This is a genomic window from Herbidospora solisilvae (assembly GCF_009901565.1).
Lineage (GTDB): Bacteria > Actinomycetota > Actinomycetes > Streptosporangiales > Streptosporangiaceae > Herbidospora > Herbidospora solisilvae.
Genome location: NZ_WXEW01000002.1, coordinates 14,003 through 36,077 on the forward strand (window position 1 = coordinate 14,003; position 22,075 = coordinate 36,077).

The 22,075-nt window shown below is 71.4% G+C and carries 19 protein-coding genes; 16 read left to right on the plus strand and 3 right to left on the minus strand.

Annotated features, from left to right (window positions below; all coding sequences use genetic code 11):
* The first annotated feature begins 18 nt into the window (after positions 1-18).
* The 8 genes from GT755_RS05810 (at position 19) to GT755_RS05845 (ending at position 10,355) form a co-directional block, all read left to right on the plus strand.
* Positions 19-1,944: a TIGR03960 family B12-binding radical SAM protein gene (locus tag GT755_RS05810; protein ID WP_161478711.1), complete on the plus strand. Its 1,926-nt coding sequence runs from the start codon at positions 19-21 to the stop codon at positions 1,942-1,944.
* 120 nt (positions 1,945-2,064) lie between these two features.
* Entirely contained in the window at positions 2,065-2,775 is a 711-nt protein-coding gene (locus GT755_RS05815; protein ID WP_328794198.1) for a TIGR03936 family radical SAM-associated protein, read from the plus strand.
* Positions 2,776-2,881: 106 nt separating this feature from the next.
* Positions 2,882-5,797 carry an Rne/Rng family ribonuclease gene (locus GT755_RS05820; protein ID WP_161478713.1) on the plus strand — a complete coding sequence of 972 codons (2,916 nt, stop codon included), beginning with the start codon at positions 2,882-2,884 and terminating at the stop codon, positions 5,795-5,797.
* Positions 5,798-5,969: 172 nt separating this feature from the next.
* Positions 5,970-6,284, plus strand: a complete 315-nt coding sequence (gene rplU, locus GT755_RS05825) for a 50S ribosomal protein L21 (protein ID WP_030454821.1) — start codon at positions 5,970-5,972, stop codon at positions 6,282-6,284.
* Positions 6,285-6,290: 6 nt separating this feature from the next.
* A complete protein-coding gene (rpmA, locus tag GT755_RS05830) occupies positions 6,291-6,548 on the plus strand; it encodes a 50S ribosomal protein L27 (RefSeq protein WP_030454820.1) in 258 nt (85 codons plus the stop codon).
* Between the two features lie 77 nt (positions 6,549-6,625).
* Complete coding sequence (obgE, locus tag GT755_RS05835; RefSeq protein WP_161478714.1) at positions 6,626-7,972, plus strand: GTPase ObgE; 1,347 nt, start codon at positions 6,626-6,628, stop codon at positions 7,970-7,972.
* A 13-nt stretch (positions 7,973-7,985) separates the two neighbouring features.
* Positions 7,986-9,095, plus strand: a complete 1,110-nt coding sequence (proB, locus tag GT755_RS05840) for a glutamate 5-kinase (RefSeq protein WP_202609720.1) — start codon at positions 7,986-7,988, stop codon at positions 9,093-9,095.
* 9 nt (positions 9,096-9,104) lie between these two features.
* Positions 9,105-10,355: a glutamate-5-semialdehyde dehydrogenase gene (locus GT755_RS05845; protein ID WP_161478715.1), complete on the plus strand. Its 1,251-nt coding sequence runs from the start codon at positions 9,105-9,107 to the stop codon at positions 10,353-10,355.
* Between the two features lie 16 nt (positions 10,356-10,371).
* On the opposite strand, the gene GT755_RS05850 is transcribed toward GT755_RS05845, so the two are convergent.
* Positions 10,372-12,135 carry a hypothetical protein gene (locus tag GT755_RS05850; protein WP_161478716.1) on the minus strand — a complete coding sequence of 588 codons (1,764 nt, stop codon included), beginning with the start codon at positions 12,133-12,135 and terminating at the stop codon, positions 10,372-10,374.
* A gap of 86 nt (positions 12,136-12,221) precedes the next feature.
* The gene (locus GT755_RS05855; RefSeq protein WP_161478717.1) at positions 12,222-12,866 is read right to left on the minus strand and encodes a LuxR C-terminal-related transcriptional regulator; all 645 of its coding nucleotides are present in this window, start codon (positions 12,864-12,866) and stop codon (positions 12,222-12,224) included.
* An 86-nt stretch (positions 12,867-12,952) separates the two neighbouring features.
* Here GT755_RS05855 and GT755_RS05860 point away from each other — a divergent pair, with 86 nt between their 5' ends.
* The 3 genes from GT755_RS05860 to GT755_RS05870 are packed head-to-tail and all read left to right on the plus strand — an operon-like array spanning position 12,953 to position 15,709.
* Complete coding sequence (locus tag GT755_RS05860) at positions 12,953-13,108, plus strand: hypothetical protein (protein WP_156045936.1); 156 nt, start codon at positions 12,953-12,955, stop codon at positions 13,106-13,108.
* A complete protein-coding gene (locus GT755_RS05865; RefSeq protein ID WP_161478718.1) occupies positions 13,105-13,488 on the plus strand; it encodes a DoxX family protein in 384 nt (127 codons plus the stop codon). The genes GT755_RS05860 and GT755_RS05865 overlap by 4 nt, the downstream gene beginning before the upstream one ends.
* 52 nt (positions 13,489-13,540) lie before the next feature.
* The gene (locus tag GT755_RS05870; protein WP_161478719.1) at positions 13,541-15,709 is read left to right on the plus strand and encodes a serine/threonine protein kinase; all 2,169 of its coding nucleotides are present in this window, start codon (positions 13,541-13,543) and stop codon (positions 15,707-15,709) included.
* On the opposite strand, the gene GT755_RS05875 is transcribed toward GT755_RS05870, so the two are convergent.
* Complete coding sequence (locus GT755_RS05875) at positions 15,706-16,725, minus strand: M48 family metallopeptidase (protein WP_161478720.1); 1,020 nt, start codon at positions 16,723-16,725, stop codon at positions 15,706-15,708. The two genes, GT755_RS05870 and GT755_RS05875, sit on opposite strands and share 4 nt — an antisense overlap.
* Before the next feature lie 65 nt (positions 16,726-16,790).
* Here GT755_RS05875 and nadD point away from each other — a divergent pair, with 65 nt between their 5' ends.
* The 5 genes from nadD (at position 16,791) to GT755_RS05900 (ending at position 22,058) form a co-directional block, all read left to right on the plus strand.
* Positions 16,791-17,390: a nicotinate-nucleotide adenylyltransferase gene (gene nadD / locus GT755_RS05880; protein WP_161478721.1), complete on the plus strand. Its 600-nt coding sequence runs from the start codon at positions 16,791-16,793 to the stop codon at positions 17,388-17,390.
* Positions 17,391-17,470: 80 nt separating this feature from the next.
* Complete coding sequence (rsfS, locus tag GT755_RS05885; protein WP_030454810.1) at positions 17,471-17,872, plus strand: ribosome silencing factor; 402 nt, start codon at positions 17,471-17,473, stop codon at positions 17,870-17,872.
* A complete protein-coding gene (locus tag GT755_RS05890) occupies positions 17,869-18,510 on the plus strand; it encodes a histidine phosphatase family protein (RefSeq protein ID WP_161478722.1) in 642 nt (213 codons plus the stop codon). Before rsfS ends, GT755_RS05890 begins: the two co-directional genes overlap by 4 nt.
* A 51-nt stretch (positions 18,511-18,561) precedes the next feature.
* Positions 18,562-20,277, plus strand: coding sequence for an ABC transporter ATP-binding protein (locus GT755_RS05895; protein ID WP_235966159.1), 1,716 nt, complete (start codon positions 18,562-18,564; stop codon positions 20,275-20,277).
* Positions 20,274-22,058 carry an ABC transporter ATP-binding protein gene (locus GT755_RS05900; RefSeq protein ID WP_161478724.1) on the plus strand — a complete coding sequence of 595 codons (1,785 nt, stop codon included), beginning with the start codon at positions 20,274-20,276 and terminating at the stop codon, positions 22,056-22,058. The genes GT755_RS05895 and GT755_RS05900 overlap by 4 nt, the downstream gene beginning before the upstream one ends.
* Positions 22,059-22,075 lie beyond the last annotated feature (17 nt).

Below are 22,075 nucleotides of genomic sequence, written 5' to 3' on the forward strand. Positions count from 1 at the left end.
TCCTATACCCTGGGTCACATGTCTGTCGAGTCGCTGTTTCCCCGCCTGGAAGCCCTGCTGCCCAAGGTGCAGAAGCCGATCCAGTACGTCGGGGGTGAGCTCAACTCGACGGTCAAGGACTGGGACGAGGCCACGGTTCGCTGGGCGCTGATGTATCCCGACGCCTACGAGGTCGGCCTGCCCAACCAGGGCGTCCAGATCCTCTACGAGATCCTCAACGAGCTCCCCGAGACCCTGGCCGAGCGGACCTACGCGGTCTGGCCCGACCTGGAGCGGCTGATGCGGGCCGAAGGCGTCCCGCAGTTCACCGTCGACGCCCACCGGCCGGTGCGCGCGTTCGACGTGCTGGGCCTGTCGTTCTCGACGGAGCTCGGCTACACCAACATGCTGACCGCGCTCGACCTGGCGGGCATCCCGCTCAGCGCGGCCGACCGGGGTCCCGACGACCCGATCGTGCTGGCCGGCGGCCACGCGGCGTTCAACCCCGAGCCGATCGCCGACTTCATCGACGCCGCCGTGCTCGGCGACGGCGAGCAGATCGCCATCGCGATCTCCGAGGTCATCCGCGAGTGGAAGGCCGAGGGCGAGCCCGGCGGGCGCGACGGCGTGCTGCTGCGGCTGGCCGAGACCGGCGGGGTCTACGTCCCGAGGTTCTACGACGTCGAATACCTGCCCGACGGGCGGATCAAGCGGGTCGTGCCCAACCGTTCGGGGGTTCCCTCGCGGGTGTTCAAGCACACCGTGATGGACCTCGACGAGTGGCCCTACCCGAAGAAGCCGCTGGTTCCGCTGGCCGAGACGGTCCACGAGCGGTTCAGCGTGGAGATCTTCCGGGGCTGCACCCGCGGCTGTCGGTTCTGCCAGGCGGGCATGATCACCCGTCCGGTGCGCGAACGGTCGATCACCACGATCGGCGCGATGGTCGACAACGGCATCAGGGAGTCCGGCTTCAGCGAGGTCGGGCTGCTGTCGTTGTCGAGCGCCGACCACTCGGAGATCGGCGACGTCGCCAAGGGCCTGGCCGACCGCTACGAGGGCAGCAACGTCTCGCTCTCGCTGCCGTCGACCCGGGTCGACGCGTTCAACATCGACCTGGCCAACGAGTTCTCCCGCAACGGGCGCCGGTCCGGGCTCACCTTCGCCCCCGAGGGCGGCTCGGAGCGGATGCGCAAGGTCATCAACAAGATGGTCAGCGAGGAAGACCTGATCCGCACCGTCACCACGGCCTACAGCCAGGGGTGGCGGCAGGTGAAGCTCTACTTCATGTGCGGCCTGCCGACCGAGGAGGACGTCGACGTCCTCGGCATCGCCGATCTGGCGCGGAAGGTCATCCAGGCCGGCCGTGAGGCGACCGGGTCGCGCGACGTCCGCTGCACGGTGTCGATCGGCGGGTTCGTGCCCAAGCCGCACACCCCGTTCCAGTGGGCGGCGCAGGCCGACCACGAGACCGTCGACCGGCGGCTGCGGGAGCTCCGCAACGCCCTGCGCAACGACAAGCAGTACGGCAAGGCGATCGGCATGCGCTACCACGACGGCAAGCCGTCGATCGTGGAGGGCCTGCTGTCCCGGGGCGACCGCCGCGTCGGCAAGATCATCCGAGCGGTCTGGGAAGACGGGGGCCGTTTCGACGGCTGGAGCGAGCACTTCTCGTACGACCGGTGGATGGCCTGCGCCGCCGAGGCGCTCGACGGGGAGCCGGTCGACGTCGACTGGTACACCATCCGGGAGCGCGAGGAGCACGAGGTGCTCCCGTGGGATCACCTCGACGCCGGCCTCGACCGCGAGTGGCTCTGGCAGGACTGGCAGGACGCCGTCAACGACGTCGAGGTCGAAGACTGCCGCTGGACGCCCTGCTACGACTGCGGCGTCTGCCCGACCATGGGCACGGAGATCCAGATCGGCCCGACGGGCCGCAAACTGCTCCCGCTGACGGTCGTATCCTGAGGAAGACGGCCCGGGGGAGCGGCTTCCCCCAGGCCCACGAAACGAGACTGGAAGGAACACGGACCTCTGAAACCCGCACCCGATGGGCCCCCGCCCGCGCCGGTGGCGCAGCGTCTGCGCGTGCGCTACGCGAAACGAGGGCGGCTGCGCTTCACGAGTCACCGCGACATCTCCCGTGCCGTCGAAAGGGCGGTCCGGCGGGCTGACATCCCGGTGGCCTTCAGCGCCGGGTTCAGCCCTCACCCGAGGATCTCCTACGCGGGTGCCGCCCCCACCGGGGTGGCCAGCGAGGCCGAATACCTCGAGATCGCGGTGACCCGCCCCTGCCGTCCGCAGGAGTTGCGCGCCGCCCTCGACGCCTCGCTGCCGCCGGGCCTCGACGTCCTCGACGTGGTCGAGGCACGCGCGGGCAGCCTGGCCGACCGGCTGGAGGGCTCGTTGTGGGAGGTGCGCCTGCCGGGAGCCGATCCGGCGGCGGCCGAGGGTGCGGTGAAGGAATTCATGACCGCAGGAGAGGTCGCGGTCGAACGCCTGACCAAGAAGGGGATGCGGAACTTCGACGCCCGGGGGGCCGTGGTGTCGCTGACCGCTGACCAGGACGATCACGTGGAGGGAGGGCCGAATCAGTCGTGTGTCATACTTCGCATGGTTGTTCGGCACGAAACTCCGGCCGTCCGACCCGACGACGTGCTCATGGGTCTGCGTCTCGTGGCCGACTTCGCGCCGCCGTCACCGCCTTCGGTGACCAGGCTGGCGCAGGGGCCCCTGGACGCGTCGACCGGTGAGCCCGCCGACCCGCTCGAAGCCGACCGGGTTGGTGGAGACCAATAGGACTTGCCGCCATGGCCCCGGAAGGTGGCCGGGCGGACCACGAGAGACGAGAAGAGCCCCCGCGCGGCGCGGAAACGCGCCCGGGGGCTGACGGGAGAGCGCCCGCATGCTCGACAACGAGCCCACTGTCGGCGATACGACAACTGCAGATACGACGTCCTCGGTGACAACGGCGAAGCCTGCCCGCAGACGGTCGGCCAGCCGGCCGGCGGGTCCGCCGCCGGAACCCGACGAGATCCCCCCGGCGCCCGCCATCCAGGCGTCCGTGGCCACCGCCATCGGTTCGGGGGTTTCGACGACCGACCCGGCACCTCCGGCCGCCGCGTCGGCCTCCAACGGCGCGTCCACGGAAGCCGCGCCTGCGGCTCCGGAAGCCGCCGAGAAGCCCAAGCGCACCCGTCGGCGGACCCGTTCCGCCGACGACGAGGCCGCGACCGGCGAGACGCCCGCCGCGCCCGCCGAGGCCGAGGTGAGCGAGAGCCGCCCGGCCCGTAAGCGCACGACGCGCAGCCGCGCGGCCAAGGAGGCCGCCGCTCCGGAGACCGCCGGGCAGGCCGCGGAAGCGCCGTCGGCTGTCGGCCAGGTCTCCGAGGTCGTCGTGGAGTCGGCCGCGCCCGAGGTCACGGCGGCCGTCGAGGCGGCTCAGGCCGAGGTCGCGCCCGACGCCGAGACGGCCACGCCCGTGCGGCGGAGCCGTACCAGAAAGAAGACCGAGGAGACGCCGGAGGCGGTCTCCGAAGAGGACGAGAAGCCGACCAGACGGCGCCGCACCCGCAAGAGGGACGAAGAAGGCGCCACGGAACGATCCAGTGCGCTGAACGCGGCGGAGGCCCAGGTCGCGGCCGCGATGATGTTCACGTTGCCCACCGAGGAGCCGCTCGACGACGAGCCGGCCGGTGAGGACCTCGAAGACCTCGACGAGGGCGCCAAGCCGTCGCGGCTGGCCGACCCGTTCGGCTTCCACGCGGCCGAGCAGCAGCCGCAGCAGTACACCTTCCAGCGTCCGGCCGCCGTCTTCCAGCCGCTGTTCCAGGCGCCCGACGCCGCCGCCGCGGTCCCGGCCCGGCCGCAGCAGCCGGCCCCGCAGCCTCCGGCCCAGCCGCAGCCCGAACCCGAGCCGGTCGCCGCCGAGGAGGCCGAGGAGGAGTCCGACGACGAGGGCGACGACGAGTCAGGCGACGGCTCGCGCCGTCGCCGGCGCCGCCGTGGCGGCCGTGGCCGAGGGCGGGTCCGCGATGAGAACGGCGAGGCCCAGGAGTCCGAGGAGGAGCCCCAGGCCGCCGCCGAGGAGTCCGACGAGGACGCCGACGACGAGGGCTCCGAGGGCGGTTCGCGCCGCCGTCGCCGCCGTCGCCGCCGGGGCGGCGAGGACGACGCGGTCGTCTCCGACGACCCGCCCAACACCGTCGTGCGCATCCGGGCGCCGCGGGCCGGCCGCACCACCACGTCGTCGGTCGACGAGGTGCAGGGCTTCCGCGGGTCCACGCGGCTGGAGGCCAAGAAGCAGCGCCGCCGCGAGGGGCGCGAGCTGGGCCGCCGCCGTCCGCCGATCATCACCGAGTCGGAGTTCCTGGCCCGCCGCGAGTCGGTCGAGCGCGTCATGGTCGTGCGCCGTCACGGCGGCCGCACCCAGATCGCGGTGCTCGAAGACGGCGTGCTGGTCGAGCACTACGTCGACCGCGAGGCGAGCCAGTCCTACGTCGGCAACGTCTACCTCGGCAAGGTGCAGAACGTGCTGCCCTCGATGGAGGCGGCGTTCGTCGACGTCGGCAAGGGCCGCAACGCGGTGCTCTACGCCGGTGAGGTCAACTTCGACACCGCCGGGCTCGAAGGTCAGCCGCGCCGCATCGAGGCCGCGCTGAAGTCGGGCCAGTCGGTGCTGGTGCAGGTCACCAAAGACCCCATGGGCCACAAGGGCGCCCGGCTCACCTCCCAGATCAGCCTCCCCGGCCGATACCTGGTCTACGTGCCCGACGGCTCGATGACCGGCATCTCCCGCAAGCTCCCCGACAAGGAGCGCACCCGGCTCAAGCAGATCCTGCGCAAGGTCATGCCCGAGAACGCGGGCGTGATCGTGCGCACCGCCGCCGAGGGGGCCTCGGAGGAGGAGCTGGCCCGCGACGTCGCCCGCCTGGCGGCCCAGTGGGAGAGCATCCAGAAGAAGGCCAAGTCGGCGAGCCCGCCGGAGCTGCTGTCGGCCGAGCCCGACATGACGATCCGCGTGGTCCGCGACGTCTTCAACGAGGACTTCGCCAACCTGGTCGTCTCGGGTGACGAGGTCGCCCGGACGGTCGAGGAGTACGTCGACTACGTCGCCCCCCACCTCGCCGAGCGCGTCGCCAAGTGGGACGAGGACGTCGACGTCTTCGCCGCCTACCGGGTCGACGAGCAGATCGCCAAGGCGATGGAGCGCAAGGTCTGGCTGCCCTCGGGCGGCTCGCTGGTGATCGACCGGACCGAGGCGATGACCGTCGTCGACGTCAACACCGGCAAGTTCACCGGCCAGGGCGGCAACCTGGAGGAGACGGTCACCAGGAACAACCTGGAGGCCGCCGAGGAGATCGTCCGCCAGCTCCGGCTGCGCGACGTCGGCGGCATCATCGTGATCGACTTCATCGACATGGTGCTGGAGAGCAACCGCGATCTGGTGCTGCGCCGCCTGCTCGAGTGCCTGGCGCGCGACCGCACCAAGCACCAGGTGGCCGAGGTCACCTCGCTGGGTCTCGTGCAGATGACCCGCAAGCGGGTGGGCCAGGGGCTGCTGGAGGCGTTCTCGACGCAGTGCGACTGCTGCCACGGGCGCGGGGTGATCATCTCGACCGAGCCGGTCGACGGGAAGCCCGAGCCGCGTGGCACGCAGGGCAAGATGGCGATCGAGAAGGCCGTGGCCGAGAAGCTGGAGAAGGCCGAGAACGGCGGCAACGCCGTCGCGGCCCACGACTCCCGCGACACGGTGACCGACACCGTCGACGACCAGCCGCGCTCCCGGCGCAGGTCCCGACGGTCAAGATCAGCGGATTAGTTCACCACCGGCGGGCCGCTCGGTTCGACCTCGGGACCGGAACCCGGTACCCTAGAGAACCGGCGCGCCCTGGTGGCGCGCTTGGCTTCGCGCGCCCCTCCTGGTTCGCCGGTTCATCTGTTAGCGATCGGATGTCGGGGCGCAGCATCCAGTAGACAAGAAGGGTTCCGCGGTGTACGCGATCGTTCGTTGCGGCGGCAGGCAGCAGAAGGTCTCCGTCGGAGACGTCATCGAGGTGGACGCGGGTGCGGGCGAGGTTGGTTCTTCGCTGACGCTTCCGGCTCTCCTCGTCGTCAACGACGGCGATGTCACGCATGACGCCGCCGCCCTGGCCCGTTTTGCGGTGACCGCCGAGGTTCTCGGCGAGGTCAAGGGCCCCAAGATCCGCATCCTCAAGTACAAGAACAAGACCGGTTACAAGAAGCGCCAGGGTCACCGCCAGCGGTACACCCAGGTGAAGGTCACCGGCATCGACTCCGGGAAGTAGTGAATCATGGCACACAAGAAGGGCGCCTCGTCCACCAGGAACGGCCGTGACTCGAACGCTCAGCGGCTCGGTGTCAAGCGCTTCGGTGGCCAGCTCGTGAACGCCGGCGAGATCATCGTCCGCCAGCGTGGCACGCACTTCCACCCGGGCGACAACGTCGGCCGTGGCGGCGACGACACGCTGTTCGCGCTGTCGGCGGGTCACGTGCAGTTCGGCCGCAAGCGCGGTCGCCGCGCGGTCAGCATCATCCCGGTCGCGGAGTAGATCCGCGCACACCGGTAAGGACGAGGCGGGTCGGTTATCCGATCCGCCTCGTTGTCATTAGAACCGAAAGGATCGTTGTGGCGGATTTCGTGGACCACGTCCTCCTGCACATCAAGGCGGGAGACGGCGGGAACGGCTGCGCGTCCGTCCACCGCGAGAAGTTCAAGCCGCTCGGCGGCCCCGACGGCGGAAACGGCGGGCGGGGCGGCGACGTCGTCCTGGAGGTCGACCCCAACACCTCCACGCTGCTCGAATACCACCACCGGCCGCACCGCAAGGCGCCCAACGGCAAGCAGGGCATGGGCGCCAACCGCGACGGCGCCACCGGGGAGGACGTCGTCCTGAAGGTCCCCAACGGGACGGTCGTGAAGGACGCCAAGACCGGTGAGGTGCTGGTCGACCTGGTCGGCGTCGGCACCCGCTACGTCGCCGCGCAGGGCGGGTTCGGCGGGCTCGGCAACGCCGCGCTGGCCAGCGCCAAGCGCAAGGCGCCCGGGTTCGCGCTGCTGGGCGAGCCGGGCGACGAGGGCGACATCGTCCTGGAACTCAAGACGGTCGCCGACGTGGCGCTGGTCGGGTTCCCCAACGCCGGGAAGTCGTCGCTGATCGCGGCGCTGTCGGCGGCCCGGCCGAAGATCGCCAACTACCCGTTCACCACGCTCGTGCCCAACCTCGGCGTGGTCACGGCCGGAGACGTCGTGTTCACCGTGGCCGACGTGCCGGGACTGATCCCGGGGGCGTCGGAGGGCAAGGGCCTGGGCCACGAGTTCCTCCGCCACGTCGAGCGCTGCTCGACGATCGTGCACGTCCTCGACTGCGCCACCCTGGAGCCCGGTCGCGACCCCCTGACCGACTTCGACGTCATCGAGGCCGAGCTGGAGGCCTACGGTTCGCTGCAGGACCGCCCCCGCATGGTCGTGCTGAACAAGGTCGACGTGCCCGACGGGCGTGACCTGGCCGACCTCGTCAAGGCCTCCCTGGAGGAGCGCGGCCTGCAGGTGTTCGAGATCTCCGCCGCCACCCACGAGGGCCTCAAGCCGCTCGCCTTCGCGATGGCCGAGATGGTCGAGCGCGACCGCGCCGACAAGCCCGTCGAGGAGCCGACGCGGCTGGTCATCCGGCCTAAGCAGTTCGGCGAGACCGGGTTCTCGGTCCGCCGCGTCAACGAGCGCACCTTCCAGGTCACCGGCGAGAAGCCCGAGCGCTGGATCCGGCAGACCGACTTCACCAACGACGAGGCCGTGGGCTACCTGGCCGACCGTCTCGAACGGCTGGGCGTCGAGGAGGCCCTGGTGAACGCCGGGGCCGAGCCCGGCGCCGAGGTCGTGATCGGCTCGATGGAGAACGGCTACATCTTCGACTGGCAGCCCACCATGGGCGCCAGGGTCGGCGGCCCCAGAGGCTCCGACAACCGCATCGACTAGGGGGCACCTCGAAATGGTCCGGGAGCGCATCGGCACGGCCGGTCGGATCGTCGTCAAAGTGGGCTCGTCGTCGCTGACGACCCCGCAGGGCATGATCGACGTCGACCGTGTCGACGCGCTGGTCGACGTGCTGGCGGCCCGCCGCGCGGCCGGGACCCAGATCGTGCTCGTCTCCTCCGGCGCCATCGCGGCCGGGCTCGGTCCGCTCGGGCTGAAGGCCCGGCCGAAGGACCTGGCCACCCAGCAGGCCGCCGCCTCGGTCGGCCAGGGCGTGCTCGTGGCACGTTACACCAGCTCCTTCGCCCGCTACGGGCTGCGCGTCGGCCAGGTCCTGCTGACCGCCGACGACATGATGCGGCGCTCCCACCACCGCAACGCCCAGCGCACCCTGGCGCGGCTGCTGGAGCTGGGCATCGTCCCGGTCGTCAACGAGAACGACACCGTGGCCACCGACGAGATCCGGTTCGGCGACAACGACCGCCTCGCCGCCCTGGTCGCCCACCTGACCCACGCCGACGCGATGGTCCTGCTCTCCGACGTCGACGCCCTCTACGACGGCGACCCGCGGCGTCCGGGGGGAGCCAACCGCATCACCGAGGTACGCGGCCCCGACGACCTCGAAGGCGTCGAACTCGGCACCTCGGGCCGGGTGGGCACCGGCGGCATGATCACCAAGGTCCAGGCCGCCAAGATCGCCACCGGCGCCGGGGTGCCCGTCGTGCTCACCGCCGCCGCCCACGCCGCCCACGCGCTCGCCGGAGACGACGTCGGCACCGTGTTCCACCCGGGTGGCCGCCACCCCGGCACCCGCCTGCTCTGGCTCGCCCACGCCACCACCGGCCGGGGGCGGCTGCACCTCGACGAGGGCGCGGTGAAGGCGGTGGCCGGGCGGCGGATGTCCCTGCTGCCCGCCGGTGTTCTCAAGGTCGAGGGCGAGTTCTCCGCCGGCGACCCGGTCGACCTCTGCGGGCCGTCGGGGGAACTCGTCGGGCGCGGGCTGGTCAACTTCGACTCCGGCGAGATCCCCGACCTGCTCGGCCGGTCGACCCGGGAGCTGGCCAGCGCCCTCGGGCCGGAATACGAGCGTGAACTGATCCACCGTGACGACATAGTGATTCTCTAGGAGCGGTCAATGAGCGAGTTCCTGCAGGTGGCGAACGCGGCGAAGGAAGCCGCCCGGCTCCTTGCCCCGTTGCCGCGCGCGGCCAAGGACACCGCGTTGCGGGCCATCGCCGACGCCCTGGTCGCGCGTGCGGAGGAGATCGTCGAGGCCAACGCCGCCGACGTCGCCAAGGCCCGGCAGGACGGCACGTCCGAGGCGATGATCGACCGGCTGCGTCTCGACGTGCCGCGCATCGGGAAGATCGCCGACGCCGTCCGGGAGATCGCCGAGTTGCCCGACCCGGTGGGCGAGGTCATCCGGGGCTCCACGTTGCCCAACGGCCTGGAGCTGCGGCAGATCCGGGTGCCGCTGGGCGTCGTGGGGATCATCTACGAGGGCCGGCCCAACGTGACCGTCGACGCCGCCGCCCTCTGCCTGAAGAGCGGCAACGGGGTGCTGCTGCGCGGGTCGTCCAGCGCCTACTCGTCGAACACCGCGCTGGTGAAGATCATGCAGGAGGCACTGGAGGCCACCGACGTGCCCTCCGGGGCGGTGCAGCTCGTGCCCGGCCTGACACGCGACTCCGTCAAGGAGCTCATGCGGGCGCGCGGGCTGGTCGACGTGCTGATCCCGCGCGGGGGCGCGTCCCTGATCAACAGCGTGGTCGAGGAGTCGTCGGTGCCGGTCATCGAGACGGGCGTCGGGGTCTGCCACGTGTACGTCGACGCCGCCGCCGACCAGGAGCGCGCGCTGAAGATCCTGGTGAACTCCAAGGCCCAGCGGGTGTCGGTCTGCAACTCGGCCGAGACGCTGCTCGTCCACGAGGCCATCGCCGCCGAGTTCGTGCCCAAGGCCGTCGCGGCGCTGGCCGAGGCCGGCGTGACCGTCCACGGCGACCCGGCGATCATGGCCCTGGGCGGCGACGGCGTGGTCGCGGTGACCGAGGAGGAGTACTCCAGCGAGTACCTCTCCTACGACATCGCCGCCGCCGTGGTGCCCTCGCTGGAGGCGGCCGTCGCCCACATCACCCGCTACGGCTCCGCCCACACCGACGCGATCGTGACCGACTCGCAGACGGCGGCCAAGCGGTTCGTCGCCCTGGTCGACTCGGCGGCCGTGGCGGTCAACGCCTCGACCCGGTTCACCGACGGCGGCGAGTTCGGCTTCGGCGCCGAGATCGGCATCTCCACCCAGAAGCTGCACGCGCGCGGGCCGATGGGCCTGCCCGAGCTGACCTCCACCAAGTTCGTGTACGTCGGCGAGGGGCACGTACGCGGCTGACCCGCGCTGACGGCGGTCACGTCTTCTTCTGCTTCTTGGTCTGCGGGACCACGGTGGTCTGCGCCGTGGTCGCGTCGCGCTTGTTCTTGTTCAGCGGTTCGTCGCGGCTGAGGTAGCGCTGGTAGGCGGCGGTGTGGGCGTCCGGTTCGCCGGCGCCCTCGTCGCCGCTCGACAGGTAGCCGACGTCCTCGTTGGTCACGCTGCTGAACAGCTCGAAGGCGTTCACGACCGCCGAGTGCGACCTCTCCTCCAGCTCCTCCCGGAGCCGCTTGGTGTCCTCGACGCCGAGGTAGGGCTTGTCGGTGTGGAGATCCAGGAGCCGGGCCAGGACCTCGGGCTCCTCCAGGAACTGCGGCGGGGGCCACGGATAGGAGTTCTTGTGGGTGGCCAGCGGGCGGTCGAAGAGGCCGGGCAGACCGGCGGTGAGCGCCAGCCAGCATTTGACGCAGCACAACTTCGAGATCCCGAGCTTGCCGCCCGGCATCGTTCTGGCGACGGTGGCCGCCTGCATCTCCGCGTGCATGCCCTCCACCTCGGTGGGGACGGGGACCGGGCGGATCCGGCCGTGCCGTGACTCGAGTTCGGCCAGGTAGGCGAGGGTCTTGACGAGTCGTCGGCGAGTCTGGGCGAATTCTTCCCGTGAAGCCTTCTTGTTCGGATACATGAACGTCAGGAGGTCGTCGACGGCCGCGCCCTGGGCCGGTCCGGTCAGCCGGGAGGCCTTCAGCAGCCTCTCCAGGCTCACCGCCATCGTCTTGTCGCCGTTGTTGGCGAAGAGGGCGATCTCGTTGCCTTGGTGGAGGATGGCGACGCACACGCGGGTGCGGCCCAGGCAGTAGATCATGTCGGCCAGACGGTCGCGGGCGCGGTCTTCCTTCAGGTCCTTGTTCTTGACCATGGTGGAGAGGGTTTCCTCGTAGCCCTTCAGGCCGTTCGTGCGCGCGGTGATCACGCCACGCACCCACCCGCGGGCGATGCTCCTGACCTTCTTCCAGTCCGTCTCCGTCGCGGACTGCTTCGTCCTGGCCACCTTGACATGCGGCCGGCCGAAGAAGGGGCCCCTCTTCACGAGCTCCTGCACCATCGGGACGAACTGCTTCGCGCGGAACTCCTCGCCTTTCACCTGACGCACGGCCAGGCTGATCGCGGCATGGGGCGCCGGCTCCGTCGGGGTCTTCGGGACGTAGGCCCAGGCCGCGGCGAGCTCCGCCAGCACGCCGACGGGATCGGCCCCGCCGACGCGCAGCGCCTTTCCGGCGAGCTGCCAGAACTCGGTGCCCTCCCGGCCGTCCCTGAACGGCTGCAGCGGCGGGTCGGGCACCACCGCGCGCGCCGCGGCGACCAGGCGGAGGGCGGCCTGGTGGTCGCGGGAGGAGGGGTCGTCGTGGGCGGCCAGCAGTCTCTTCACGAGGTCGCCGTGCAGGCCGGCGAACTTCCAGAGATGGTCGACGTCGAAGAAGGGGATGTTCTGGTCGAGCTCCTCATAGGTGGGCGCCGGGTCGTCGTCCGCGGAGTCGTCTTCATCGATCGACTCCTCGACGGTCACGGCGTCCCCGTCGATGGAGGACTCCTCGTCGCCGAGCGGCTCAGCGGTCGGATCGATCGGCGGCTTCGGGGACACCACGCTCGGTTCCCCGTCGCTCGATACCTCCCCCTCTTCCTCCGAATCCTCATCGAGGTTGATGAACTCCGTGTCGGAGTCCTCGGCCGTCGGGTCGACGACGGTCCCGCGAGGAGACGGTGACGGCGACGGGGATCTCTTCTTCGACTTCTTGAGCATCTGTCCCCTTCGTGAATGGACTCGCGTCATGGTCCATCACGAGGGGGCTGACTGAGGGGTGACACTTCGGCTTCGGGAAACCCGCCCTAAGCGCGCAGCAGCACCCGGGTGCCGAGGCCGGCGTCGCGGGCCCGGATGGCGGCGTCGAAGCGGCTCTCGGCCTCCAGCTTCGTCAGCACGTTGCTCACATGGTTGCGGACCGTCTTCGGCGCCAGGCACATCACCTTGGCGATCTCGGCGTTGCTCCGGCCGTCGGCCAGGTGCTCCAGCACCTCGTGCTCCCGCGTGGTCAGCTCGGGGAAGGCGGTCCGGGTCGACCGCGTGGTCAGCTTCTCGCGCAGCCCCGCCGCCACCTCACGGGCGAACACCAGGTGGCCGACGCCGACGGCGCGGATCGCGGCGGCCAGCTCGGCCGGGTGGGCGCTGGTCATGACGTAGCCGCGGGCGCCGGCCCGCATGGCGGCCATCAGGCTCAGCTCGTCGGCGTGCTGGCTGACCACGATGATCTTCACGTCGGGGCAGCGGCGGGCGATGTAGTCGACCTCGTGCAGGAGGGTCAGGTCGATCAGCAGGATGTCGGGGCCGAGCTTGACGGCGGCCTTCAGCGCGTCCGGACCGTCGTGGGCCAGTGCCAGCAGCTTGATACCAGGGGCCTCGGCCAGGGCCCAGCGGACCCCCTCGGTGTACAGGTAGGTCTCGCCGGCGGCGACGACGGTAACGGGTTCGCTCATGGGTCAAAGAGTGGCTTAAGGCTCTTGAGGATGACTTGGCGACCACTTCAGTCACTCTGCGTGATCGCCGGTGAATCATGGGACGCATGGATCTTCTCGTCACGCTGAGCTTCATCGTGGCCGTCGTCGCGGGCGCCGACCGGCTGCTGCTCGCCCTGGAGCGGTATGGGCTGGTTCGCTGGCGGCTCTCCGCACCCCGTCCGGCCGAGCGCGGCGCCCGCCTCGACCACCTGCTCCGGTGAGGCCCGCCCTGTACGACGCCGCCGCGCTGTTCGGCCGGGTCGCGCTGGGAGCCACGTTCATCCAGCACGGCTGGGCCAAGGCCCGCGGCGGCATCGACGCCACCACCCAGGCGATGACCCAGGCGGGCGTGCCCGCCCCGCGCGCGTCGGCCTGGTTCGCCACGGTCGCCGAGCTCGGCGGCGGGGTCATGCTCGTGCTCGGGCTGCTGACCGCCGTCGCCGGGGCCATGTTGTTCGCGGTGATGTCGGGCGCGTTCCTGTTCGTGCACGTCAAGGACGGCTCGTTCGAGCTCGTCACGGCCCTGGGGGCGGTGGCGGTCATGCTCGCCGTGGCCGGTCCCGGCCGGATCTCGCTGGATCGGTACGTCTTCCGACGATGACCGGCGTGCCTCCGGGGAAATGTCGTGGCGCTCCACTATCGTGACCACACCTATGGGTGGACGTCTGGGGCGGGTCGGCCCATACGCGCTCCTGGAGCGCCTGGGCCGTGGTGGCATGGGCGAGGTCTATCTCGCCGCCACCAAACGGGGCGAGCAGGTCGCCCTGAAGATGCTCCGCGAAGCCATCGAAGGCGACGCCGACGCCCGATTACGGCTTGATCGCGAGGTCCGCGCGCTGCGGCGGGTGGAGAGTCCCTACGTGGCGCGGGTCCTCGACGCCGACCTCTCCGGTGACCGGCCCTATCTGGTCATGGAGCACATCGCGGGCGACACCCTGCTCAACGCGGTGAAACGTGACGGGCCGCTGCCCGAGGTGGAGGTCATCCGCCTCGCGCGCGGCCTGGCCACCGCGCTGGCGATCATCCACGCCGCCGGGATCGTCCACCGCGACCTGAAACCGGCCAACGTGCTGATCGGCGATGAGGGCCCGGTGCTGATCGACTTCGGCATCGCCCAGGTCCTCGACGCGACCCGGATGACCCAGACCGGGACCTTCCTCGGCACTCCCGGCTACGCCGCGCCCGAACTCTTCGCCGGGGAACAGGTCGGCGAACCGGCCGACCTCCACGCCTGGGCCGCCACGGTGGCCTTCGCCGCCACCGGCCGCCCCACCTTCGGCGGCGGCTCCGCCGAGTCCCAGATGTACGCCATCCTCCACGGCAAGGCCGACCTCAAGGACGTGCCGCCCGCCCTGCTCCCGCAGATCAGGGCCGCCCTCAACCGCGACCCGGCCAAACGCCCGACGGCCGCGATCCTCGCCGACCGCATGACCCGGCTGGCCCGCGCGGCGGAGGAACACGACGCCCGCGAGAAGGAGGCCCAGACCGAGGGCGAGACGCCCCGGCGCGCCCGAGGCCGGGAAACCGCCGCCGTGGACGACTCCGGAGCCCGGGACACCGACGGCGGCCGCCGTCGCCGGGACGCGGCCGGTTCAGGCCCGGCCGAGGGCGGGCGTCGCGCTGGGGACTCCAGCGGCCCGAATCCGGCCGATGGGCGCCGCGGGCGCGAGGCGGCCGGTGCGGGGCCGGTCGACGGCGGTCGTCGAGCACGGGACATGGCCGGTCCCGGGTCCGTCGACGGTGGTCGCCGAGGCCGGGAAGCCGCCGGTGCGGGGTCGGTCGACGGTGGTCGTCGAGGCCGGGATGCGGCCGGTGCGGGGTCGGTCGATGGTGGTCGTCGGGCTCAGGAGGCCGCTGGTGCGGGTCCGGCTGAGGGTGGGCGTCGCACTTGGGATGCCGCCGATGGGGGTTCGGCCACGAGCGGTCGGAGCCGGGACGCGGCCGGTTCGGGCTCGGCCGACGGTGAGCCCCGCACCCGGGAGGCCGCAGGCACCGGTTCGGCTGATGGTGGCCGCCGGACCCGGGACTCCGCCGGCACCGGTTCCGCCGAGGGCGGTCGCCGCACCCGGGACGCGGCCGGTGCCGCTGAAGGGGGCCGCCGCGCCCGCGACGCCGCCGGGACCGGTTCGGCTGATGGTGGCCGCCGGACCCGGGACCCCGGCTCCGCCGACCCGGCCGCGCCGTCGGGCGAGGCGCGGCGTACCAAGGACAAGGCCGCCAGGGAGGAGGCCGAGTCGCGGCTCGGGGCAGAGGCGGCGGTGCGGACGCGGACGCGGAGGCGGAGCGTCAAGCCGCCGCCCGAGGCGGTTCCCACGGGCGGGACCTCGTTGCTGATGCTGGCCGCCGTGGCGGTGCCGTGTGTGATCGCGTGTGTGGTCTACCCGGTCGCCACGTTCGCGGTGACCGGGGTGTTCGTCGTGCTGGCCCGCGCCCTCTGGGTGGGGCACTGGCTGACGCGGACGCGCCGGCCCGGACGGCTGAAGAAGGCCCTGCGGATCGGGTTGTTCCCGGTGTCGTTCTCCGGTGCGCTGATCGCCGGGGTCGCCTGGCCGGGGCTGCCCGCCGGGGCGCTGGCGTTCGGGGCGATGTGGGCGACCGCGGGCGGGCGGGTGGCCCCCGTCTGGTGGGAGCAGGCCGTGCCCGTCACGGTCGCGGGGCTCGTCTTCAGCGTGGTCTGCGGCGCGATCATCGGCCGCGAGGTCGAGAAGGTCGGCGCCGAGCTGCCGGAGCTGCGCAGGGAGGGGCTGCGCGCGCTGGCGGTGCTCGGCGGGTTCGTCGCGATCTGCGCCGCCGCCGTCAGGATCGTCGGCTCGCTCTTCTAGTTCTCCCGGCGGGAGAAGCGGTTGAAGATGCGCTCCCCGGCGTTGACCGCGCCCTCGGCGACGTCGCGGAGCACGCCGATGAACGGGTCCTGCGACTGCGACCACGACTCACGGTAGGACGCCGCGGCGGCCTTGACCTCGTCGGAGATCTTGGCGTTGTGGTCGTCGGTGCGGCGGGGGTAGTCGCCGGTGAGGATGCGGTCGTAGTCGCCGCTACGGCGCCAGCGGTCGAGCTCGGCGACCCGGGTGACCGCGAACGGGTGGGTGGTGCCCAGCAGGTTGAGCACCTTGAGCAGGCCGTCGCGGACGTCGCCGGCGGTGTCGTACTCGCGGGCCTGGTCGAGGAAGGCCTCGATGTTCATCTCGTGGAGGCGGGAGCCGCCGGCCAGCTTCATCAGGGCGCGCAGCGCGGCCTCGGGGTCCTGGCCCGCGAGCAGGCCGCCGCGGTCGGCGGACATCTCGGCCTTGCGGGCCCACTCTTCGAGGGCGGCGACGATCACGCGCAGGCCGATGTAGCCGAGGGGGATCCAGGCGACCCGGGTGGCCAGCCGGGTGAGGATCTGCAGCATCGTGCCGTAGACCGCGTGCCCCGACAGGATGTGGGCCGTCTCGTGACCGATGACGAACCGCAGCTCCTCCTCGTCGAGCAGGTCGAGACAGCCGGTCGAGACGACGATGAAGGGCTCGTCGAAGCCGATCGCCATCGCGTAGACCTTGGGATCCTGCTGGACGTAGACCTCGGGGATCCGGGCCAGGTCGAGGATGTAGGCGCTGTCGCGGCCCATGTCGTACAGGCCCCGGAACTGGGTCTCCGACGTGCGGACGGCCGAGGCGAGGAACATCAGGCGCAGCCGCCGCTCGGAGAAGAGCCCGGAGGTGCGCTTGAGCACCGAGTCGAACCCGGTCAGCGAGCGCATCGCCACCAGGGCGGACCGGTCCGCGGGGTGCTCGTAGGCGCGGGAGCTGATGCCGGGCAGCGGCGTGCGGGTGCGATCGGGAGTGGTCATGCTCGGCATGCTACGTCGGTGCTCCGGCCGCCGCGCATGAACCCGGTGAGAGGCCGGACGTTATCGTCCGTGCTATGAGAAACGGGGCCGTCACCAGGCGGCTTGGCATCATGGGCGGCACCTTCGACCCCATCCACCACGGCCACCTGGTGGCCGCGAGCGAGGTCGCCCACCACTTCGACCTCGACGAGGTCGTCTTCGTCCCGACGGGCCAGCCGTGGCAGAAGGCCGACCGCACGGTCTCGGCCGCCGAGGACCGCTACCTGATGACGGTGATCGCGACCGCGTCGAACCCGCGCTTCTCGGTCAGCCGGGTCGACGTCGACCGGCCGGGGCCGACGTACACGATCGACACGCTGCGTGACATCGCGGCGGCGTACGGGCCGGAGACCGAGCTCTACTTCATCACCGGCGCCGACGCGCTGGCCCAGATACTCGGCTGGCGCGACGCCGAGGAGCTGTTCACGATCGCCCACTTCGTCGGCTGCACCCGGCCTGGCCACACCCTGCACGACCCGGGGCTGCCGACGGGCAAGGTCAGCCTGATCGAGGTGCCGGCCCTGTCGATCTCGTCGTCGGAGTGCCGGGAGCGCGTGGCCGCCGGGCAGCCCATCTGGTACCTGGTCCCCGACGGCATCGTCCAGTACATCGGCAAGCGGGGTCTTTACCGATAGGGCGGCAATAGGCTTGAAGAGCCCCCCGACGGGTGGGCACTCTGGGATCACATCCCCGTCATGGAGGAACAGACCACATCGTGACCGCATCTGAACGATCGATCCAGCTCGTTTCGGTCGCCGCCGAGGCCGCGGCCGACAAGCTCGCCGACGACATCGTCGCCTACGACGTGAGCGACCGGCTGGTGATCACCGACGCATTCGTCGTCTGCTCCGCCTCCAACGACCGCCAGGTCCGCGCCATCGTCGACGAGATCGAGGAGCGCCTGCGCGTCGACGCCGAGGCCAAGCCCGTCCGCCGTGAGGGCGAGCGGGAGGGCCGCTGGGTGCTGCTCGACTACATCGACATCGTGGTCCACGTGCAGCACGAGGAGGAGCGCCACTTCTACGGTCTGGAGCGCCTCTGGAAGGACTGCCCGGCCATCGCGCTGCCAGAGAGCGTCGCGCAGGCCGCCGCCCAGCGGGCGCGGGGTGAGGGGTGAGCCGGCGGATCGTCTGCCTCCGGCACGGCCAGACCCGCTGGAACGTCGAACACCGCTTCCAGGGGCACACCGACATCCCGCTCGACGAGACCGGGGTCGCCCAGGCGGCCCGGTCGGCCTCCCTGCTGGCCGCGCTCAGGCCCACGAAGATCGTGTCGAGCGATTTGAGCCGCGCCCACGACACCGCTCTGGCGCTCGGCCGGGTGACCGGCCTGCCGGTCACCGTCGACAAGGAGCTGCGCGAACGCGGCGGAGGCGAGTGGGAGGGCCTGACGGGCGACGTCCTGGCGGCCCGCTGGCCGGCCGAATACGCCGTCTTCGAGCCTCCGGGCGGCGAGACCGAGGTCGAGGTCGCCGCCCGGGTGTCGGCGGCGATCCTCCGCTGGTCCGAGGAGATCGACGACGACGGGCTGCTCGTGGTCGTCTCCCACGGCGCCGCGCTGCGCCTGGGCATGCTCGCCGTGCTGGGGCTCCCGCGGGAGTTGTGGCACACGCTCGGCGGGCTCGGCAACTGCTCGTGGTCGCTGCTCAAGCAGGGCCGCAAGGGCTGGCGGCTCGGCGAGCACAACGCCGGCACCCTCCCCGAACCCGTGATCAGCGACGACAAACCGGAGTTCCAGGACGACGGCACGCGATAGTGGCCTCCCGGGAAACGGGCTGAGCCTGTAGTCCTTGGGACTATGCACTTGTTGTCCCTCTGGCGACTCAAGTCCTACCTCCGGCCCTTCGCAACCGTCGTCATCGTCAGCTGGATCGCCGCCGTCGCCGGCATCGCCGCCGGGCTCGCGATCCCCATGGTCGGCAAGGAGATCATCGACGGGCCCATCGCCCGCGGTGACCTCGCCGCTCTGATCCCCCTCGGCCTGCTCGCCCTCGCGCTGGGCGTGGTCGAGGCGGTCATGATCTGGTTGCGCCGCTGGACGCAGGGCGTCGCGGTGTTCGGCGTGGAGACCGCCCTCCGCGACGACCTCTACGCCCACCTCCAGCGGCTGCCCATGAGCTTCCACGACGAGTGGCAGTCGGGACAGCTCCTCTCCCGGGCCACCACCGATCTGGGCACCATCCGCCGTTTCTTCGGGTTCGGCGCGCTGTTCCTCGTCATGAACGTCATCCAGCTCGTCGTGGTGACGGTCCTCCTGCTCAACCTCTACTGGCCGCTCGGCCTGCTGGTCGCCTTCGCGGCGGTGCCGATCATCGTGGTGTCCAACCGGTTCGAGCGGCGCTACCGGACGATCTCCCGCACGCTCCAGGACCGCCAGGGCGACCTCGCCACCCACGTCGAGGAGTCGGCGCTCGGGATCCGCACCATCAAGGCGTTCGGCCGCGGGGCCCACGTCTTCTCCCGGTACGACGACCTCGCGGTGACCGTCAAGGAGACCGCGCTGGGCAAGGTGCGGCTCTCGTCCCGGTTCTTCACCTTCCTGGAGATCGTGCCCAGTGTCACCCTGGCGCTGGTGCTGCTGCTCGGGGCGACCGCCGTCGGCGGGGGAGCGCTGACGCTGGGCGCCCTGGTGGCGTTCACCTCGTTCGTGCTGCAACTGGTCTGGCCGGTGTCCTCGCTCGGGTTCATCCTGGCCATGGGCCAAGAGGCGATGACCGCCGCCGACCGGGTGCTGGAGGTGCTCGACACCGAGCCGGCCATCGTCGGCGGGGCGCTCGTGCTCGACCGGCCGCGCGGGCACCTGCGGTTCGAAGGCGCCGGCTTCCGCTTCCCCGGGGCCGACCGGCCCGTGCTCGACGACGTCTGGCTGGAGGTCCGGCCCGGCGAGACGCTCGCCGTGGTCGGGGCGACCGGCTCGGGCAAGACCACGCTGACCGCGCTGGTGCCCCGGCTCTTGGACGTCACCTCGGGCCGGGTGACCGTCGACGGTCACGACGTCCGCGACCTGACCCTGCCGTGCCTGCGGTCGATCGTGGCGACGGCGTTCGAGGAGGCGACGCTCTTCTCCATGAGCGTGCGCGAGAACGTGACGCTCGGTCACCGCGACGCCACCGACGCCGAGGTGCGGGCCGCGCTGGAGGTGGCGCAGGCGACCTTCGCCTACGACCTGCCGTGGGGGCTCGACACCCGGATCGGCGAGCAGGGCATGTCGCTCTCGGGCGGGCAGCGGCAGCGGCTCGCGCTGGCCCGCGCGGTGCTGGGGCGGCCCCGGGTCCTGGTGCTCGACGACACCCTGTCGGCGCTCGACGTCGAGACCGAGGCGCTGGTCGAGGACGCGCTGCGCCACGTGCTGGCCGACGCGACCGGGATCGTGGTCGCCCACCGGGCCTCCACGGTGCTGCTCGCCGACCGGGTCGCCCTCCTCGACGGCGGGACGATCAGCCACGTCGGCACTCACCGGGAGTTACTGGCCCGGGTGCCGGGGTACCGGGCGCTCCTGGCGGCGGAGGAGGTGCTGAGTTGACCGACTGGCGCGGCGTCGCGGCGGAGAACCGCGACGACCTCGACGAGGCGGCCGACGTCCTGCTCCGGGCCCGGTCGCGGCGGCTGCTCGGCGATCTGCTGCGCCCGCACCGCCGGGCGATCGGGCTGCTCGTCGTGCTGATCGTGGTGGCGAACGCGGCGGGGTTGTCGATCCCCTACCTGGTGAAGGTCGGCATCGACGTCGGCATCCCACAGGGCCCCCGCACCCTGCTGCTGATCGTGGCGGCCATCCTCGGCTGCGCGCTCACCCAGGCGCTGACCCGGCAGGCGTTCCTCCGGTTCTCCGGGCAGATCGGGCAGGAGACGCTGCTGGAGCTGCGGCGGCGGGTGTTCGCGCAGTTCCAGCGGTTGTCCCCGGCCTTCCACGAGAAGTACACCTCCGGGCGGGTCATCTCGCGGCTGACCTCCGACGTGGAGGCCATCGCCGAACTGGTCGCGGGCGGCTTCGACGGGCTGATCACGGCCGTGCTGACGCTGTTCGGCACGGCCGTGATGCTGCTGGTCCTCGACGTGCGGCTCGGACTGGTCGCGCTGGCGCCGTTCCCGGTGCTGTTCCTGATGGCCCGCTGGTTCCGGCGGGCCTCCCTGGTCACCTACCGGCGCAGCCGCGAGGCGGTCGCCGGGGTGATCGTCCACTTCGTGGAGTCGATGACCGGCATCCGGGCGGCCCAGACCTTCCGCCGCGAAGACCGGAACCAGGAGATCTTCGAGGAGCTCGACGAGCGCTACCGGGCCGCCAACCTGGCCGGCATGCGGCTGATCGCGCTGTTCCAGCCGGGCGTGAAGCTGCTCGGCAACGTGACGATCGCGGCGGTGCTGGTCTACGGCGGCTGGCTGGCCGTGCACGGCGAGGTCACCGTCGGGGTGCTGGCCGCGTTCCTGCTGTACCTGCGCCAGTTCTACGAGCCGATGCAGGAGATCTCGCAGTTCTACAACACCCTCCAGTCGGCGGGGGCGGCGCTGGAGAAGTTGTCGGGCGTGCTGGAGGAGCGTCCCGGCGTGCCCGAACCCCTGGTGCCGGTGCCGCTGCCGGCTCCCCGAGGCGAGGTCAGGTTCCGGGAGGTGCGTTTCCACTACCACCCCGACGTCCCGGTGCTGCACCGGCTCGACCTCCTCATCCCCGCCGGTCAGACGGTCGCGGTCGTGGGGGCGACTGGGGCCGGGAAGACGACGCTGGCCAAGCTGATCGCCCGGTTCTACGACCCCGTCACCGGCGCGATCACCCTCGACGGCGTCGACCTGCGCGATCTCTCCGAGGAGGAGCTGCGCCGGGCGGTCGTCATGGTCACCCAGGAGAACTACCTGTTCGGCGGCAGCGTGGCCGACAACATCCGCTTCGGGCGGCCGTCGGCGTCCGAGGCCGAGGTGGAGGCGGCCGCGGCGGCGGTCGGCGTGCGGAGGTTCGTCTCCTCGCTCGACGGGGAAGCCGGGAAACGGGGCGCCCGCATGTCGGCCGGGCAGCGGCAGCTCGTCGCGTTCGCGCGGGTGTTCCTGGCCGACCCGGTCGTGCTCATCCTCGACGAGGCCACCTCCAGCCTCGACGTTCCCAGCGAACGGCTCGTCCAGCGCGCTCTGCGGACCGTGCTGACGGGCCGGACCGCCCTGATCATCGCCCACCGGCTGTCGACCGTGGAGATCGCCGACCGCGTTCTCGTGATCGACGGCGGCCGGGTGGTCGAGGACGGCCCGCCCGGCGACCTGATCGCCGCCGCGGGACGGTTCGCGGGCCTGCATCGCGCCTGGCTCGACAGCTTGACCTAGTTCGTACTCATTCACCG